The sequence below is a fragment of the Moorella naiadis (nom. illeg.) genome, assembly GCF_051020825.1.
Taxonomy (GTDB): Bacteria; Bacillota; DSM-521; order Neomoorellales; family Neomoorellaceae; genus Neomoorella; species Neomoorella naiadis.
The window spans coordinates 25,261-42,392 of the sequence record NZ_JAXGFQ010000008.1 but is presented as its reverse complement, the minus strand read 5'-3'; the positions used below and the strand labels follow the sequence as shown (position 1 = coordinate 42,392).

The window sequence follows — 17,132 nt, the reverse complement described above, 5'->3', positions numbered from 1 at the left end:
ATTGCATTTTTATGCACCACTATTGTATAATTATAAACACGGGGTGAAGGAACTCCGGTGACGACATACAGCCATTCCAACTTCCCACATCCATTTTCGCAGGAGGTTCCTTCCTTGATTAAAGTCGGAATCATCGGCGCCACCGGGTATACTGGAGCGGAGCTGGTGCGGATCTTGAGCCGGCACCCGCAGGTGGAACTGGTGGCCCTTACTTCACGCAGCTACGCCGGGGAAGAGATGGCCGGCGTTTACCCGGCCCTGACCGGCTCCACGGATCTTAACTGTGAGGATTTAACCCCCGAAGAGGTTATGGACCGGGCGGAGGTAATCTTTATCGCCCTGCCCCACGGCCATGCCGTCCCGGTAGCTACTAGAGCCCGGGAGCGAGGGATCAAGGTAATTGACCTGGGTGCCGACTGGCGCTTCCGGGACGCCGGGACTTACGAGGAGTGGTACAAAGTCCCGCACGGCAACCATAAGCTGGCGGCCCGGGCCGTCTACGGCCTGCCGGAAATCCACCGGGAGGCTATCCGCAGCGCCGGCCTGGTGGCCAATCCCGGTTGTTTCCCCACCAGCGCCATCCTGGGCCTGGCGCCCTTACTTCAAGGCGGCTATATTGACCCGGAAACTATTATTATTGACTCCAAGACCGGGGTTTCCGGGGCCGGGCGGGGAGCGAAGGTCACCAGCCTCTTTGTCGAGTGCAACGAGAATATCAATCCCTACGGTGTCGCCGGGCACCGCCATACCCCGGAGATTGAACAAGAATTGAGCGCCCTGGCCGGCAGGGCGGTCACGGTAACCTTTACCCCCCACCTGCTGCCCATCAGCCGGGGCATCTTGAGCACCATGTACGCCTCCCTGGCGCGGCCGGCAACCGAAGCCGAACTCCGCCAGGTTTACCGGGAGTTTTACGCCGGCGCCGCCTTTGTCCATCTCCTGCCCCCGGGCCAGTGGCCCCACACCCGCTGGGTTTACGGCAGCAACAATTGCCATATCAACCTGGCCGTCGACAGCCGTACCGGCCGGGTGGTAGTCGCCAGCGCCATTGACAACCTGACCAAGGGCGCCTCCGGCCAAGCGGTACAGAATTTGAACCTGATGTTTGGCTTCCCGGAGACCATGGCCCTGGCAGGTCCGGGCCTGTGTCCGTAATGAACGCCAAGAACTACTATATCCAGCCCTCAGGGGCCCTTTGGAGGCTGAAAAAGATGCAAGACTTGCAGCCGGTTGCCGGCGGCATTACCGCCCCGCGGGGATTTGTCGCTGCCGGCGTCCACGCCGGTTTGAAAAAAGATAAACTGGACCTGGCCCTCATCGTCAGCGAGGTGCCGGCCACGGCGGCAGCCGTCTATACCCGCAACCGGGTCAAAGCTGCTCCCCTGCTGGTGACGGCCGAACACCTGAAGTCCGGCGGGGCCCGGGCCATTGTCGCCAACAGCGGCAACGCCAACGCCTGTACCGGGGAGCGCGGTTACCGGGATGCCCGGGAGATGGCCGCCGTCACGGCGGCAGCCGTGGGCTGCGAGCCCTGGCAGGTGGTGGTGGCCTCCACCGGCGTCATCGGCGTGCCCTTACCCATGGATAAAATCACTGCCGGCATCGAGGCCGCGGCCGCCGGACTGGCGGTAGAGGGCGGCGGCGACGCGGCGGCAGCCATCTTGACCACCGACACCCGGATAAAAGAGATCGCCGTCCAGCTCCCCCTGGGGGGTGCGACGGTGACCATCGCCGGCATTGCTAAGGGTTCCGGCATGATCCACCCCAATATGGGCACCATGCTCTGTTTCCTGACCACCGACGTGGCCATAGAACCGGAAGACCTGAAGCAGGCCCTGCGGACGGTAGTGGACCGGACCTTTAACATGGTCACCATCGACGGTGACACCAGCACCAACGATATGGCCGTCATCCTGGCCAACGGCTGCGCTGATAATGCCCCCCTGACCATCGAGGAGCACGCCGTTTTTCGCAACGGGTTGGAGTACGTCTGCCGTTACCTGGCCCGCCTCATTGCCCGGGACGGGGAGGGGGCCAGCAAGCTGATAACCGTGGAGGTTCACGGCGCCGCCACCGAGATGGCGGCCCGCCAGGTGGCCCGGGCTGTAGCCGGTTCCAACCTGGTCAAGAGCGCCATCTTTGGCGCCGACGCTAACTGGGGCCGCATCATTTGCGCTGCCGGCTACTCCGGCGCTGAAATCGACCCGGAGAAGATCGATATCTACCTGGCCAGCCGTGCCGGTCGCGAGGCCATGACTGCCGGCGGCGAACCCCTGCCCTTCAGTGAGGAAAAGGCAGCAGCCATCTTAAAGGAAGACGAGATAACGATCATCCTGGACTTAAACCAGGGTGCCGCTGCAGCCACCGCCTGGGGTTGCGACTTGACCTACGATTATGTAAAGATCAACGCCTCGTACCGGACATAATTAGGAGGGACCGGTGATGACCCTTTCGCCCCTGGAAAAGACAGGTATCTTGATCGAAGCCCTGCCCTATATCCGCCAGTTCTACGGCAAAACCGTCGTCATCAAATACGGCGGCCACGCCATGGTCAACTGCGAGCTAAAAAAAGCCGTCATGCAGGACGCCGTCCTTATGCACCTGGTAGGCATGCGGCCGGTCATCGTCCACGGCGGCGGGCCGGAAATCACCAGCATGCTAAAACGCCTGGGCAAGCAGTCCCAGTTTATCCAGGGCCAGCGGGTAACCGACGCCGAGACCATGGAGATTGTGGAAATGGTCCTGGTCGGGAAGATTAATAAGGAGATTGTCGCCAATCTCCACCGCTATGGCGGCAAGGCCATCGGCCTCTGCGGCAAGGACGGCCACCTTATCGAAGCCAGTAAACAGGTGGCCCACGTCCAGAAGGACGGCGCTGAAATGGATCTGGACCTTGGTTATGTAGGCCAGGTGGAGCAGATTAACCCTGGTATCATTGAGACCGTCATCGCCGAGGGCTATATCCCCGTAGTCGCGCCCATCGGCGTGGGGCCAGAGGGGGAGAGCTATAACATCAACGCCGACCTGGTGGCCGGCGAGCTGGCCGTAGCCCTGCAGGCTGATAAACTGGTCCTGCTGACGGACGTCGAGGGTATCCTGGCCGACCGGGACGACCCCGCCTCCCTGATCTCCTCCCTGGAGGTTGACCGGGTACCAGAACTGATCCAGCAGGGCGTTATTGCCGGCGGCATGATCCCTAAAGTCAACTGCTGTATCCGCGCCCTGGAGGGCGGCGTCAAAAAGACCCATATTATCGACGGCCGTATCCCCCATTCCATTCTCCTGGAGGTCTTCACCGATACCGGTGTGGGGACCATGGTGGTGCCAGGGTAAGGCCGGGTTGAGCCGTTCATGGTGGCACTTCTCACATCTTATTTTGGAGGGGGACGAAGATGGATAACGCGACTATTGTCGCCCAGGGAGAAAAATACGTCATGCGGACTTACGGGCGCTACCCTATGGCTATTGTCCGCGGCGAGGGCGCCCGGGTCTGGGATGCCGACGGCAAGGAATACCTGGACTTTGTCGCCGGCCTGGCCGTCAACTCCCTGGGACACTGTCATCCCCGGGTAGTGGAGGCCATCCGGGAACAGGCCGGCAAGCTCCTGCATTGCTCCAACCTTTACTGGATTGAGCCCCAGGTGGAATTGGCCCGGCTGCTGGTAGAGAACTCGGCCCTGGATAAGGTCTTTTTCTGCAATAGCGGCGCTGAGGCCAACGAGGCGGCCATGAAGCTCGCTCGCAAGTACGCCAAGGAGCACCGGGGGCCGGAAAGCTACGAGATTATCTCCATGCGCCGTTCCTTCCACGGCCGCACCCTGGCCACCCTGACGGCCACCGGCCAGGAGATGTTCCACCGGGGCTTTGCCCCCCTGCCGGCAGGCTTTAGATACGTCCCCTTCAACGATCTCTCTAGCCTGCGGGCAGCGATCGGCCCCCGCACCTGCGCCGTCATGCTGGAACCCGTCCAGGGGGAAGGCGGCGTCTACGCGGCTAATAAGGACTACCTTCAGGCCGTGCGCGCCCTCTGCGACGACGAGGGACTCCTGCTTATTTTTGACGAGGTCCAGTGTGGCCTGGGCCGGACGGGGTACCTCTTCGCCTACCAGTATTACGATGTTGAGCCCGACATCCTCACCCTGGCCAAGGCCCTGGCCGGCGGCGTGCCCATCGGCGCCATGCTGGCTAAAGAAAAGGCGGCGGCTGCCTTTGCCCCCGGGGACCACGCCTCCACCTTTGGCGGCAATCCCCTGGCGACGGCGGCCGGGGTGGCGGCCTTCAAGGCCCTGCTGGCAGAGGAGGTCGTCGCGAACGCCCGGGAGCAGGGGGAGTATTTCCGCCGGCAACTGGAGGGATTGGTGCGGGAATTCCCGCAGCTCACCGAGGTGCGGGGCCGCGGCCTCTTGCTGGGCGTAGAGATCGATGGCCCGGCAGCAGCGGTGGTGGCCGCCTGCCAGGAGCGGGGCCTTCTAATCAACGCCATCCACGGTCATGTTCTCCGCTTTATACCGCCCCTAATTGTTACCCGTGAGGATATCGACCGGGCGGTGGCCATCTTAAGGGAAGCCCTGCAGGAGGTCCTGGGTGAGGCTGCCGCAGGCCAACAGTAGCAGCCTAAAATTCTGGTTTGAGGTCAAAATTAAGGGTAAAATTAAGGGTCAAATTGAGGTAAAATAAGGAACATAAAAAGGAACACGAGGATGAAAGGAGTGCATGTTGATGGCCGATCTTGCCGGGAGCCTTAAAGGCCGCGACTTCATTTCCCTGAAGGATTTTACCACTGCCGAGATTCTCTACCTCCTGGATTTGGCCGAGGACCTCAAGGCTAAACTCAAGAAGGGAGAACCCCATCCCCTGTTGGCTGGTAAAACCCTGGGGATGATCTTTACCAAACGTTCCACCCGCACCAGGGTCTCCTTTGAAGTCGGTATGTACCAGCTGGGGGGGTACCCCCTTTTCCTCACCAAAGACGACCTGCAGTTGGGCCGGGGGGAGACCATTGCCGACACCGCCCGGGTCCTTTCCCGTTACCTGGACGGGATCATGATCCGGACCTATTCCCACCGGGATGTGGAGGAACTGGCGGAGCACGCCTCCATCCCGGTCATCAACGGCTTGACGGATTTCCTGCACCCCACCCAGGCCCTGGCGGATATCATGACCATCCGCGAGTGGAAGGGCAAGATTAAAGGATTGAACCTGACCTTTATCGGTGACGGCAATAACGTAGCCCACTCCCTGATGTACGGCGGCGCCCGGGTGGGCCTCAACGTCACCATCGCCTGCCCCTCCGGCTACGAGCCCATGCCCCAGGTAGTGGAAGAGGCCCGGCGCATGGCCGCCGACAACGGCTGCCAGATCGCCGTTACCAATAACCTCAAAGAGGCGGCCGCGAGTGCCGATGTCCTTTACACCGATGTCTGGGCGAGTATGGGCCAGGAGGAAGAGGCCGAGAAACGGCGCCAGGCCTTCCGCAAGTTCCAGATCAACAGCGACCTCCTCCAACTGGCCAAACCCGACGCCATGGTCCTCCACTGCCTGCCCGCCCACCGGGGCGAGGAGATCACCGACGAGGTCATGGACGGACCCCAGTCGGCCGTCTTTGATGAGGCCGAGAACCGCCTTCACGCCCACAAGGCTATCATGGCGGCACTGATGGGCTAACAGAAAGGAGTCATGACAATGGCCGAAAAAGTAGTCCTCGCCTATTCCGGCGGGCTGGATACCTCCATCATTATCCCCTGGCTCAAGGAAAACTACGGTTATGAGGTCATCGCCGTGGCCGTCGACGTCGGCCAGGGTGAGGAATTGGAACCGCTAGAGGAAAAGGCCATTAAGACCGGAGCCAGCAAGATCTACATTCTTGATAAAAAGAAAGAATTCGTCGAGGAGTACATCTGGCCCACCCTCAAGGCCGGGGCCGTTTATGAGGGCAAGTACCTCCTGGGCACCTCCTTCGCCCGGCCCCTGATAGCCAAATGCCTGGTGGAAATTGCGGCCAAGGAAGGGGCCACGGCCATCGCCCACGGCGCCACCGGTAAGGGTAACGACCAGGTCCGCTTTGAGCTGGGGGTCAAGGCCCTGAATCCCCGGCTGAAAGTCATCGCCCCCTGGCGTATCTGGAACATCCGCTCCCGGGAAGAGGCCATGGATTACGCCGCCGCCCGGGGCATCCCGGTACCGGTGACCAAGGACCGGCCCTACAGCATGGACCGCAACCTCTGGCACCTGAGCCACGAGGGCGGCGACCTGGAAGACCCCTGGAATGAACCGCAGGACGACCTTTACCTTATCATTACCCCGCCGGAACAGACCCCGGATCAGCCGGCCTACGTGACCATTGACTTTGAAAAGGGTATTCCTGTGGCTGTGGACGGGGAAAAGCTCGACGCCGTTGCCCTGGTTGCCAGGCTTAATGACCTGGCGGCGGCCAACGGCGTCGGCATCGACGATATTGTCGAGAACCGCCTGGTGGGTATGAAATCCAGGGGCGTTTATGAAACCCCCGGGGGGACCGTCCTTTATATCGCCCACCGGGAACTGGAGTACCTGACCCTGGATCGGATGACCATGCACTTCAAGGAAATAGTAGCCGCCAAATACGCCGAGCTGGTCTACGACGGCAACTGGTTCTCTCCCCTGAAAAAGGCCCTGGATGCCTTTGTGGACAGCACCCAGGCGACGGTGACCGGGACGGTGCGCCTGAAGCTCTATAAGGGCCGCTGCACCCCGGCCGGAGCTAAATCGCCTTACTCTATCTACAGTGAGGACCTGGTCACCTTCGGCGCCGGCGGCGACTACGACCACAAGGACGCTACCGGTTTCATCAACCTCTTCGGCCTGCCCCTTAAGGTCAGGGCGTTGATGGAGCAGAAGGCCGGTTTGAGGTAATACGGCATAGCATATGCGGTATGGAAGTGCCGGCGGCTACAGGCGAAAGGCGACTTTGGTTTGAGGCATCAGCAAACTCAGCGAAGCCGAACCAAGGCGGCGGTGAACGGGATGGGGATCGCATCATACCTTTAGAGACGAAGCCTAGCACGCCAGCCTGAGCCTGTACCGCCGGCATTACATATAACAAAAGGAGTATCTCTATGAAGCTCTGGGGCGGACGCTTTACCAGGACAACCGACCGGCTGGTGGAGGACTTCCACTCCTCCATCAGCTTCGACCAGCGCCTCTATAAAGAGGACATCGCCGGTTCCATCGCCCATGCCCGCATGCTGGCAGCGGTAGGCCTCATCACCCCGGCCGAAGGTGCAGCCATTATCAAAGGCCTGGAGGAAATCCGGGCCGACATCGAGGCGGGCCGGGTAGCCTTCGACGTGGGCGCCGAGGACATCCACATGAATATCGAAAAGCTTCTCACCGAGCGCATTGGCGAGGCCGGCAAGAAGCTGCATACGGCCCGCAGTCGCAATGACCAGGTGGCCCTGGATTTGCGCCTGTATTTAAAAGGAGAGATTCCCGCCGTCAAGGAACTCCTGGCCGGCTTACAGCAGGTCCTGGTGAACCTGGCCGCGCAACATCTCCACACCGTCATGCCCGGTTATACCCACCTGCAGAAGGCCCAGCCCGTCACCCTGGCCCACCACCTCCTGGCCTACTTCGAGATGTTTTACCGCGACCAGCAGCGCCTGGACGGCTGCCTGGTCCGGGTGGATGTCATGCCCCTGGGCGCCGGCGCCCTGGCCGGGACCACCCTGCCTATTGACCGGGAGATGGTGGCCCGGGAGCTGGGTTTCCGGGCCATCAGCGCCAACTCCCTGGATGCCGTGGCCGACCGCGATTTTGTCGTCGATTTCCTGGCCGCCGCTTCCTTGATCATGATGCACCTGAGCCGCCTGGCCGAGGAGATTATCCTCTGGTCCAGCGAGGAGTTCGGCTTCCTGGAGCTGGACGACGCCTACAGCACCGGTTCCAGCATGATGCCCCAGAAGAAGAACCCCGACGTGGCGGAACTGGTGCGGGGTAAGACCGGCCGAGTGTACGGCCACCTGATGGGCATGCTGACGGTTTTAAAGGGCTTGCCCCTGGCCTACAACAAAGACCTGCAGGAGGATAAAGAAACCCTCTTTGACGTCCTGGATACGGTTAAGGGCTGTCTCCTGGTCTTTACCCCCATGCTGCAAACGGCCCGCTTCCGGGTGGAGCGCCTGCAGGCTGACGCCGCCAGCGGCTTTGCCGCGGCCACCGATGTGGCTGAGTACCTGGTACGCAAGGGTCTGCCCTTCCGCGAGGCCCACGCCGTCGTCGGCTCCCTGGTCCTGCACTGCCTGCAGGCCGGCCGCAGCCTCCAGGATTTAAGCCTGGCGGAGTGGCAGTCCTTTTCGCCCCTTTTTACTGAGGATATTTACGCCTGCCTCTCAGCTGAAGCCTGCGTCAACGGCCGCAACCTCCCCGGCGGCCCGGCCCCGGCGGCCGTGGCCCAGGCCATAGAGCGGGCCAGGAAGCTCCTTGCCGGGAGGGGAAACGGGTGACCAGGATCATTACCTGCGACGAGATTACCCGGGCGGTGGCCGACCTTTGCCGGGAGGCCAATTACTACCTGGGTGAGGACGTGCGGGAAGCCCTGGCAGGGGCTTTGGCCCGGGAAGTCTCGCCCCAGGGGAAGGATGTCTTGTGCCAGCTCCTGGAGAATGCCGCCATCGCCGCCGCCGAGAAGGTGCCCATCTGCCAGGATACGGGGGCGGCAGTAGTTTTCCTGGAGTTGGGGCAGGAGGTGCAGGTGCAGGGCGGCTATCTTTATGACGCCGTTAACGCCGGCGTCCGCCGGGGGTATACGGAGGGTTACCTACGTAAATCTATGGTTTACCCGCCCCTGGACGGTCGGAATACCGGGGACAACACGCCGGCCATTATCCATACGAAAATTGTTCCCGGCGATAGATTGACCATCACCGTAGCGCCTAAGGGCGGCGGCAGTGAGAATATGAGCGCGGTGGCCATGCTGACGCCGGCCGCCGGCGTCCGGGGTGTTAAGGAGTTTGTCCTTGCTACGGTAAAAAAGGCCGGTCCCAACCCCTGCCCGCCCATTATCGTCGGGGTAGGCATCGGCGGCAACTTCGAAAAGTGCACCCTCCTGGCCAAGGAGGCCCTGCTGCGGCCCCTGGGTCAGCCCCACCCTCTAGCGGAGGTTGCCTCCCTGGAAAACGAGCTGCTAACGGCCATCAATAACCTGGGTATCGGACCCCAGGGCTTCGGTGGCCGGGTCACGGCCCTGGCGGTGCACGTCGCGATCTTTGCCCGCCATCTTGCCAGCCTGCCCGTAGCCGTGAATATCCAGTGCCACGCCGCCCGGCATAAGAGCGTTACCCTGTAGGCAGGTCGCAAACGCCCGGCCTTTATACAGGCGTGACAAGCCGTGAACCTGTGTGGTAAAAAAGCAAGTGTCTTCAGGTGCGGGAGGACAAGCGGGGAAGCTGGGCGATAGACGAAGACCTTATAGGTGGTAACGAAGGCCTTAACCGGTAGGATAATCATGTTATTAGCGCTGAATTTGGAAATCTTCGTTGCCAAGGGAGGGCGGGAGATGAAGGGTGAGCTTCAAGGGCATATAAAAGCAATCCAGGGGGAGGGCCCCTCCTGCCGGGGGCAACTGGCAATAGATAAAGTACCGGCAAAGGAGATAAAGCATATTCGCACTCCCCTGGCAGATGCCGATGTGGCGGCCCTGCGGGCCGGGGACCGGGTGCTGGTCGGCGGCGTCGTCTACGCCGCCCGGGACAGCGCCCATAAAAGGTTAATCGAGCTCCTGGACCGGGGCGAGGCATTACCTGTCGACCTGCGGGGCCAGGTTATTTACTATGTGGGTCCGGCCCCGGCCACGCCCGGACGGGTTATCGGCTCCGCCGGGCCTACCACCAGCAGCCGCATGGACCCCTATACCCCACGGTTAATCGCCGCCACCGGCCTGAAGGGTATGATCGGTAAGGGTTATCGTTCGCCGGAAGTCAAGAAGGCCCTGGTGGACCATAAAGCCGTTTACTTTGCCGCCGTAGGCGGGTCCGGGGCCTTAATCGCCCGGTGCATTAAAAGGGCGGAGGTAATCGCCTATCCCGACCTGGGGCCCGAGGCCCTGCGCCTTATGGAGGTTGAGGACCTGCCGGTTACAGTAATTAACGATTGCTATGGCGGCGATCTTTATACCGACGCCCTGGCCCGGTACAGGGTGTAGGTAGGTTCTTAACGGCAAATATTATCCTGGCTTGCAGGCGCCCGGCTTTACTTTTAGCCGGGCGCTATTTTGCAGGTAAGATGGTTATATTGATAATCTGGCAGCCCTGGGGTAAAATGGAGACAAAAAGGCGGCGAGTGATTTCTGTGAATTATGCTCACCATCAGGCGGGATGTTAATTATGGGGAGGGAGCTAAAATTGGGTACACAATCAGACAAACTGGCTACCTATTACGCTAAAAAATATCCTTTAGCTCTTGCTGACAGTTTGTCGCCTGTTGACACATATCTAGCAGAGCGTTACCAAGAAGCCTGGCAAGTGGCGAAAAGAGCTGCGACTATCTTGAAAGGGGGATACTCTGCTAAAAAAGTGGCGGTCTTTGGCTCCCTTGTTGATCGCTCCCGGTTTACTCGTTGGTCTGATGTCGACCTGGCGGCGTGGGGCATTCCTGACGACCGGTTTTACGCGGCGGTAGGGGCGGTGACGGGCCTGAGCGATAAATTTAAAGTTGATTTGGTCGACCCAGCAGACTGCCGGGATTCTCTACGGCAAGCTATTGAAAGCGAAGGGATGGAGATATGAACAAGATCAGGGTATCTATGGAAGCAGGCGAAAAGAAATCCAGGTCTTTGGAAAGGCGATGGCCCAGGTATAAGGCCAGGGCTGTGTCATCGGCCAGGTAGAAGTCCTGCAGTATGCCGGCAGAACTCAGTAGTTCCAATGCTCCCTGCCCCTGCGGTGGGAGGGCGGTTGCAAACACCGGAGGTCCTCCTTCTTCAGGTGATAATAATAACACCAGAAGTAGCCCGTTTTGGCTGATAGCCGGGGACTGGTTTTGATTACTTCCAGGCGCTTTTCGTCGCTATACTGCTGTAAAACCCAGCCGATGGCCCGGGTATCCCCATATTCCAATAAACGCTCGAGGATAAAATACGAATCGGTCCGGGCATCCAGGGCGGCGAAGGGCACATCCCAGAAGAACTTTTTTAAGAAGACGGGTAAGGACAAGAGAATCTCCTACCTCCGTACTACCTGAAAATAAAACGCCTTCCCATTTCATCCTTCTGCTGGTGCCGCGCCAGCGGCCTGAGTGTCTATCCTGAAGACAATTCCGGTAGGCCAACCTTTCTGTCTCTCCTAAACCAGAATAATTATATCATTTCTTATCTGGATGCGAAAGTTTACCAGCGGTTGGCGGCTATGGCACTTGAAGGTTGCAGCTGATACTTCCATGCTAATAGCCTTGTCTCATTTGCGAAAGTAAGATCTGGTGAAAAAGCAATGGGGCAAGATTTTTATACCAAAAATGATACACAAGGAACTTTTATTGGGGGGCTTCCGTAAAGTTTGCCAATCAGGCAGGTAACCAATAGAACGCGTCGAATATATTGTTCGGTAATGAAAAATTTTACCGGAGCGCTTTTATGAGCATCGAACGTAACTTCAACATAGCCTTTGTGGCCAACCTGGCCCTGCATGAAAAGCAAATCCAACAGAATTACCGGCCCATCATTACCGTGCACAAATGGTTTGCCCGCCGGCCTGGTACGTTATTTCGTAGCTTATTACTGGCAGAATTTGCGTCAGGTAAGCTGACCGATAATTATTACCGCCCTCACAATTTTCAGGGTTTACGAGTAGCCGACCCATTTATGGGTGGAGGTACACCACTTCTTGAGGCCAACAGGCTTGGCTGCCATGTCCTGGGCTACGACATAAACCCCATGGCTTACTGGATTGTGCGTCAAGAGATTGAACATCTGGACCTTGAGGCCTACCAGCAGGCTGCCAGGGAAATCGGAGCCTTTCTGGAGGAAAGGGTCGGCTCTTATTACCGGACTAGATGTCCCATATGTGGGCGCCAGGATGCCCTGGTAAAATACTTCCTCTGGGTAAAGGTGCAGCGCTGTCATAATTGCGGCCGGGAATTTGATCTCTTTCCAGGATATATCCTGGCGCAAAAGGGGCGTCACCCCCAAGATGTCGTAATCTGTTCCGCCTGCGGTGACCTTAACGAAATTGGGGATAGAAGAAATCCCGGCCACTGCTATAATTGCGGCGAAGAATTAAAAACGAAAGGCCCTGCTGGCCGTAACCATTGCCCTTGCCCCCATTGTGGTCATAGCAATTCTTATCCCGATCCGGAAAGTGGCCCTCCCGGGCACCGGATGGTAGCCATTGAATATCACTGCTCCTATTGTAAACCTGGGCATCGGGGCCGCTTTTTTAAAAAACCGGATAGGGAGGATCTGGCAAAATTTGCAGCAGCCGCTGGTGCCTGGGAAGCGCTCCAGTCGCAGTATGTTCCCGAAGAAGAAATACCCGCTGGTGATGAGACCGACCGGCTCCATCGTTGGGGTTATCGCTACTATCGAGAGATGTTTAACGAACGCCAGCTCCTGGGTTTGGAACTCCTCGCCCGGGAAATCAGCCATCATTCTAATGAACGCCTAAAAAATGCCCTAGCGACCAACCTTTCCGACCTGCTCCGCTACCAGAACATGCTTTGTCGTTACGACCCCTATGCCCTTAAATCCCTGGATATTTTCTCCGTCCACGGTTTCCCCGTCGGCTTAATCCAGTGCGAATCCAACCTGCTTGGGATACCTGGAGAAAAAACGGGCGTAAATATTGGTAGTGGCGGCTGGACCAACATTGTCGATAAATATTTAAAGGCTAAAGATTATTGTCAGCGGCCTTTTGAAATCAGGCATGTAAATGGTCGTAAACAGCAGTTATGGATCAAAGGAGAATGGATAGGGGAGCGCCACCAGGGGATGACGCAACAGCGGGAAGTTGATTTAAGGTGCACCAGCGCTACCACGGCCGTCCTGGAACCCTCTTCCCTGGACGCCGTTCTTACCGACCCTCCTTACTTCGCCAATGTGCAGTATGCCGAGCTTATGGATTTTTGTTATGTATGGCTGAGGCGCTTGGTCGGGGCTGGTAATCCTGCGTTTACGGCCCGGACAACCCGTAACCCTGAAGAACTCACCGGTAATACTACCATGTCCCGGGGGATCGATGATTTTACTGCGGGACTTAGCCGGGTTTTTTCAAATATGACAGCAGCCTTAAAACCGGGCGCCCCCTTTGTTTTTACTTATCACCATAACAGGCTTGAAGCTTACTACCCGGTAGCCGTGGCCCTGCTGGATGCCGGCCTGGCCTGTACGGCTACTTTACCCTGCCCGGCGGAAATGGCGGCATCCATCCATATCAACGGTACCGGTTCTTCCATTATAGATACGGTTTTCATCTGCCGGACTACCGGTGTCATTTCCCGGCGCCTGCTGATGAGAGAACCGGAGAAAATTGCGGCCTTAATCATGAAGGAACTAGAGGAACTGGAAAAGGGCGGGGTGCCTGTCACCCGGGGAGATACTCGTTGCATTATTTACGGCCACTTAATCCGGCTGGCCGTCTGGTATTTGCGGGCGACATGGGATAAAAGTCTGAACTGGGACAAAAAGTTCGCCCTGATTGCCAGGATGATTGATGAACTGGGGGGTTCCAGCGCTATCGAGGCTTGTTTAGAGGAAAATGGCGTGCAGCTGAAGACCAGACGCGAAGCCATCGTATGTGAAGGTGAATCTGAATATGGAGCAGGTAGTGATGAAGTATCCTTTTGAAGCCCCACTGGAGGAATTACAGGCTGACCTGGACACCTATGTGGAGGTAGTTTTTTCTTGCCTGGAATCTGAATTCATGGTTATACCCAAAGGCCGGGGGTTTATTGAATATCCGGTTTTTGCCAGGGCCTATGAGGCCCTTAAGCAAGCCACCAATGGCTTTATTTCTTTACACCCCGACGTAATTTTAGAGACAGTAAAAGAAGTTCCGCTGGCATTGATTGTTTTACGGACTATAATGGGTTTTACACCGCCGGAATGGGCTTACATTACTACTCAGAGAACAGGCATAGAGATTTCCCAGGGCTTCAGTCGTGCATTGGACAGGCGGATTAGAATGTCCCCTTTGACGCCAATTAAGTTTTCTCCCTTAATACAGCAGCGGGTAATTTCCATGCTGGAAACTGCCTGCCAGTTACTCTGGGAAGGTGCTCCGCAGGTAGAAGGGGGCAAGATCCATCGCCTTGATAAAGCGGATACCGGCGGTGGATTGGCAGGTATCAGGAACCTGGCTGGTATGGGGGTTCCCTATGCTATGTTGCTTTATGAAAGGTTTTTGGGTCGCCCTTTTGCCGGGCACCGGGATTCTGTCTCTGAGCTTATAGGTAATGTACTGGAAAACGCTATTGAAGAAATCCTGGCGGGCGCCGGTATTAGCTATCGCAAAACGAAGAGAGCAGAAAAAATCCCTGGTTTTGATCAGGCGCCAGACTTTATTATCCCTGATGAATTTAATCCCCAGGTGGTTATCGAAGCTAAGATCACCGGAGATGATGGTACGGCCCGCGATAAAGTTACCCGGGTTCAGCACCTGGAAGAGTTGAGTGTGGAGCGACAGGCAAACAGGAAGCCAAGTTTTGAGGTAATTGCCTGTATCGCTGGCCGTGGTTTTGGCGTACGCAAAGAAGATATGAAGAAGCTGTTGATGGCAACCTGGGGTAAGGTTTTTACTTTAAAGACGCTCGACCGCTTGCTCGAGTGTACGCGGCTGCAGGGGTTCAGGAGCAAATGATCATATTTAACTTAAAGGCGATGTCCCAGGTGTAATGGCAGGCCCGTGCCGCCGTCCTTTATCAGGGAGCGGCATTAGGGCTTAATAGCATGGTCGATCCAGGCGGACTCCTTTCATGGGTAAAAATGGCCCGGGACGAGGAGTTAATTTTTTATTTAATGTTAGCAGGAATTAAGCAAAACATCGCGAATATACTTTTAACGTGAACACATTACCAGCACAAATGTGCAAACCGAGGAGACATAATATGAATAGCGAGGCGAAAAACATCATCCGGGTAGCCCGGTTATACTATGAAGAAGGTCTAAATCAACAAGAAATTGCCACTGAAATGCAACTTTCGCGATCTACTGTTTCCCGCTTGCTTGAAAGGGCCCGTAAAGAAGGTTTTGTGGAAATTCGTGTGATTAATCCTTATGACCATGACCAAGATCTTGCCAGGGTTTTACAGCGGCGCTTTAATCTTAAGGCTTGTGTCATAACACCGAGCGGGGTTTCCGAGCGTACTTCCAGGCGGGCAATCGGTTTAGCGGCGGCAGGCCTGCTCAATGAAATCCTCAAAGGAGGCGATGTGCTTGGCATTTCCTGGGGTGCTACCCTTTATGAGCTGGCAATCAATCTCAACGGCGTAACCCCAAGGGCAGTCCAGGTGGTTCCATTGTTAGGTGGAATGGGGCAATTGCCGCGTCATTTCCAGGTTAATGAATTGGCCGATACGATTGCCCAGGTTTTCGGTGGTACGGCCTATTCTCTCCATGCTCCGGCCCTGGTAGGCTCTGCTGAAGTTAAAGAAGCGTTAATTAACGATTCCAGTTTAAGCACAGAAATAGGTTTATGGCCCCAGGTTACCGTAGCGGTAGTGGGTATTGGGCCGCCCATATCCGTGTCCCCCATGTTGTCGACTAATTATTTTGGCGATAGCGACGTTCTTGCTTTGATGCGCCAGGGGGCAGTCGGGGATATTTGTGCCCGCTTCTTCGATGGATACGGCCGTCTTTGCCAGGCACCGGTAAACGAACGCATTATCGCCGTGGATTTAGAGATGCTGCAACAAGTGCCTACTGTAATCGGAGTGGCAGGTGGGCCTGAAAAAGTGCGGAGTATCCTGGGAGCCCTGCGCGGGCGGTGGATCAATACTCTGGTTACAGATCTCAGCACGGCCGAGGAGTTAATACGCAGTGCCAGGGAGGATAGAGCAGAGTGAAAATTGGTCTACTAATCAATCTGCAGGCTGGCCGTGGCCCGGCATATAATCGCATGTTTGTTGCTACCCAGTTACCGCGGCTATTTTCAGGTTTGAGGGCTCTCATGCCCGTAACGGCGGTGCTAGTTCCAGCGGAATCGCCGGCAGCGATTATCGCCCGGGAAAATAGTATACCGCTGGTCACCCTGGCTATAACGCCAAGGGGTAATCGCGACGAAACTGTCACAGCCGTGCGGTTGGCCTGCCAGGCGGGAGCAGAAGTTTTAGTGGTTGTAGGGGGAGATGGTACCCTGGCTGATGCTGCGCTGGGCATTCTCTTAGCTCAAAAGATGTTACCAGCTGTTGGCGTGGGAACTAAGGTCCGGCTTTTGGGTGTGGGGATTGGAACGACCAACGTCGGAGCCCTTGTCGCCTTTAAAGGTGAGGAATTAGCGGGCGCTACTGCGGTGCAGCTCGACCAGTGGCTCCAGTCTTTGCAGCCCTTTAAGCCCCCGGCACTGGTGGCTGGAGTCGCTGACGAAATTTTAGGGGTAGGATTTAATGATTGTACCTTGGGCTTTACCGTTCCAGCCACGGTGCAGGGTCAACGACTGGATGTCGATGCCGCGGCCATGATGGCAGGTCGACATGAGCAGGGTACGGTCCGGCCGGTTGGCGGGCCGGAAACGGAAGTCTGGTTGAGGCGTAAGCAACAACCATTACTGGTAGCTAGAGGTTGTGAAGCCGGCCAAATAATTATCGGTACAGTTGATGAGCGATATATCGGCAAGGCAGTAGCCGGGGGTGTCTGCCTGACAGCCCTGGCAAGGGCGCCGGCGGCGCTGGTGGTGGCCGATAAACCCTTAACGCGGATTAACCTGGACGCCGGCAAGATGGAGGCTGTAGAACCGGTGACAACCCGCTGCTTCAGTTTGTCTACCGGCGACAGGGTAGCAGTAAAAGGTTTACTCGATAATACTGTAATCTGCGTCGATGGCAATCCCTTAAGCAAAGTAAGTGGCGAGCAAGAAGTGACGGTAGCAGTAGATACTGGTCTGGTAACCTGTCTCAAACCAGTTAACAAACATTGATGGCCGCAGTACTTACGCAGTACTTAAAGGAGGAGT

The 17,132-nt window shown here is 57.2% G+C and carries 15 protein-coding genes; 14 read left to right on the top strand and 1 reads right to left on the bottom strand.

Going from position 1 to position 17,132, the window contains the following annotated elements:
* Window positions 1–114 precede the first annotated feature (114 nt).
* The 10 genes from argC to SDD30_RS06940 all read left to right on the top strand — a co-directional run bounded on the left by argC (window position 115) and on the right by SDD30_RS06940 (window position 10,760).
* A complete protein-coding gene (argC, locus tag SDD30_RS06985) occupies window positions 115–1,155 on the top strand; it encodes an N-acetyl-gamma-glutamyl-phosphate reductase (RefSeq protein ID WP_434074208.1) in 1,041 nt (346 codons plus the stop codon).
* Between the two features lie 56 nt (window positions 1,156–1,211).
* A complete protein-coding gene (gene argJ, locus SDD30_RS06980) occupies window positions 1,212–2,426 on the top strand; it encodes a bifunctional ornithine acetyltransferase/N-acetylglutamate synthase (protein ID WP_434074207.1) in 1,215 nt (404 codons plus the stop codon).
* A gap of 16 nt (window positions 2,427–2,442) precedes the next feature.
* Complete coding sequence (argB, locus tag SDD30_RS06975) at window positions 2,443–3,333, top strand: acetylglutamate kinase (protein ID WP_434074206.1); 891 nt, start codon at window positions 2,443–2,445, stop codon at window positions 3,331–3,333.
* Window positions 3,334–3,392: 59 nt separating this feature from the next.
* The gene (locus SDD30_RS06970) at window positions 3,393–4,610 is read left to right on the top strand and encodes an acetylornithine transaminase (RefSeq protein WP_434074205.1); all 1,218 of its coding nucleotides are present in this window, start codon (window positions 3,393–3,395) and stop codon (window positions 4,608–4,610) included.
* Window positions 4,611–4,719: 109 nt separating this feature from the next.
* The gene (argF, locus tag SDD30_RS06965; protein ID WP_434074204.1) at window positions 4,720–5,664 is read left to right on the top strand and encodes an ornithine carbamoyltransferase; all 945 of its coding nucleotides are present in this window, start codon (window positions 4,720–4,722) and stop codon (window positions 5,662–5,664) included.
* 12 nt (window positions 5,665–5,676) lie between these two features.
* Entirely contained in the window at window positions 5,677–6,891 is a 1,215-nt protein-coding gene (locus tag SDD30_RS06960; RefSeq protein ID WP_434074203.1) for an argininosuccinate synthase, read from the top strand.
* 203 nt (window positions 6,892–7,094) lie between these two features.
* On the top strand, window positions 7,095–8,480 hold the full coding sequence (gene argH, locus SDD30_RS06955; protein WP_434074202.1) for an argininosuccinate lyase: 1,386 nt from the start codon (window positions 7,095–7,097) through the stop codon (window positions 8,478–8,480).
* A complete protein-coding gene (locus SDD30_RS06950; RefSeq protein WP_434074201.1) occupies window positions 8,477–9,322 on the top strand; it encodes a fumarate hydratase in 846 nt (281 codons plus the stop codon). Before argH ends, SDD30_RS06950 begins: the two co-directional genes overlap by 4 nt.
* A gap of 210 nt (window positions 9,323–9,532) precedes the next feature.
* Window positions 9,533–10,177 carry a Fe-S-containing hydro-lyase gene (locus tag SDD30_RS06945; RefSeq protein WP_434074200.1) on the top strand — a complete coding sequence of 215 codons (645 nt, stop codon included), beginning with the start codon at window positions 9,533–9,535 and terminating at the stop codon, window positions 10,175–10,177.
* Between the two features lie 199 nt (window positions 10,178–10,376).
* The gene (locus SDD30_RS06940) at window positions 10,377–10,760 is read left to right on the top strand and encodes a nucleotidyltransferase family protein (RefSeq protein WP_434074199.1); all 384 of its coding nucleotides are present in this window, start codon (window positions 10,377–10,379) and stop codon (window positions 10,758–10,760) included.
* Between the two features lie 126 nt (window positions 10,761–10,886).
* Here SDD30_RS06940 and SDD30_RS06935 read toward each other — a convergent pair whose 3' ends face one another.
* Entirely contained in the window at window positions 10,887–11,186 is a 300-nt protein-coding gene (locus SDD30_RS06935) for a DUF6922 domain-containing protein (protein WP_434074198.1), read from the bottom strand.
* Between the two features lie 416 nt (window positions 11,187–11,602).
* Here SDD30_RS06935 and SDD30_RS06930 point away from each other — a divergent pair, with 416 nt between their 5' ends.
* The 4 genes from SDD30_RS06930 to SDD30_RS06915 all read left to right on the top strand — a co-directional run bounded on the left by SDD30_RS06930 (window position 11,603) and on the right by SDD30_RS06915 (window position 17,096).
* The gene (locus tag SDD30_RS06930; RefSeq protein WP_434074197.1) at window positions 11,603–13,810 is read left to right on the top strand and encodes a DUF1156 domain-containing protein; all 2,208 of its coding nucleotides are present in this window, start codon (window positions 11,603–11,605) and stop codon (window positions 13,808–13,810) included.
* On the top strand, window positions 13,794–14,822 hold the full coding sequence (locus SDD30_RS06925; protein ID WP_434074294.1) for a hypothetical protein: 1,029 nt from the start codon (window positions 13,794–13,796) through the stop codon (window positions 14,820–14,822). The genes SDD30_RS06930 and SDD30_RS06925 overlap by 17 nt, the downstream gene beginning before the upstream one ends.
* Before the next feature lie 247 nt (window positions 14,823–15,069).
* On the top strand, window positions 15,070–16,026 hold the full coding sequence (locus SDD30_RS06920; protein ID WP_434074196.1) for a sugar-binding transcriptional regulator: 957 nt from the start codon (window positions 15,070–15,072) through the stop codon (window positions 16,024–16,026).
* The gene (locus tag SDD30_RS06915) at window positions 16,023–17,096 is read left to right on the top strand and encodes a hypothetical protein (RefSeq protein ID WP_434074195.1); all 1,074 of its coding nucleotides are present in this window, start codon (window positions 16,023–16,025) and stop codon (window positions 17,094–17,096) included. The genes SDD30_RS06920 and SDD30_RS06915 overlap by 4 nt, the downstream gene beginning before the upstream one ends.
* Window positions 17,097–17,132 lie beyond the last annotated feature (36 nt).

Excerpts from the sequence above, each read along its gene's own strand:
- argJ (WP_434074207.1), top strand. The coding sequence starts at position 1,212 with ATGCAAGACTTGCAGCCGGTTGCCGGCGGCATTACCGCCCCGCGGGGA.
- argB (WP_434074206.1), top strand. The coding sequence starts at position 2,443 with ATGACCCTTTCGCCCCTGGAAAAGACAGGTATCTTGATCGAAGCCCTG.
- SDD30_RS06970 (WP_434074205.1), top strand. The coding sequence starts at position 3,393 with ATGGATAACGCGACTATTGTCGCCCAGGGAGAAAAATACGTCATGCGG.
- argF (WP_434074204.1), top strand. The coding sequence starts at position 4,720 with ATGGCCGATCTTGCCGGGAGCCTTAAAGGCCGCGACTTCATTTCCCTG.
- SDD30_RS06960 (WP_434074203.1), top strand. The coding sequence starts at position 5,677 with ATGACAATGGCCGAAAAAGTAGTCCTCGCCTATTCCGGCGGGCTGGAT.
- argH (WP_434074202.1), top strand. The coding sequence starts at position 7,095 with ATGAAGCTCTGGGGCGGACGCTTTACCAGGACAACCGACCGGCTGGTG.
- SDD30_RS06945 (WP_434074200.1), top strand. The coding sequence starts at position 9,533 with ATGAAGGGTGAGCTTCAAGGGCATATAAAAGCAATCCAGGGGGAGGGC.
- SDD30_RS06930 (WP_434074197.1), top strand. The coding sequence starts at position 11,603 with ATGAGCATCGAACGTAACTTCAACATAGCCTTTGTGGCCAACCTGGCC.
- SDD30_RS06925 (WP_434074294.1), top strand. The coding sequence starts at position 13,794 with ATGAAGTATCCTTTTGAAGCCCCACTGGAGGAATTACAGGCTGACCTG.
- SDD30_RS06920 (WP_434074196.1), top strand. The coding sequence starts at position 15,070 with ATGAATAGCGAGGCGAAAAACATCATCCGGGTAGCCCGGTTATACTAT.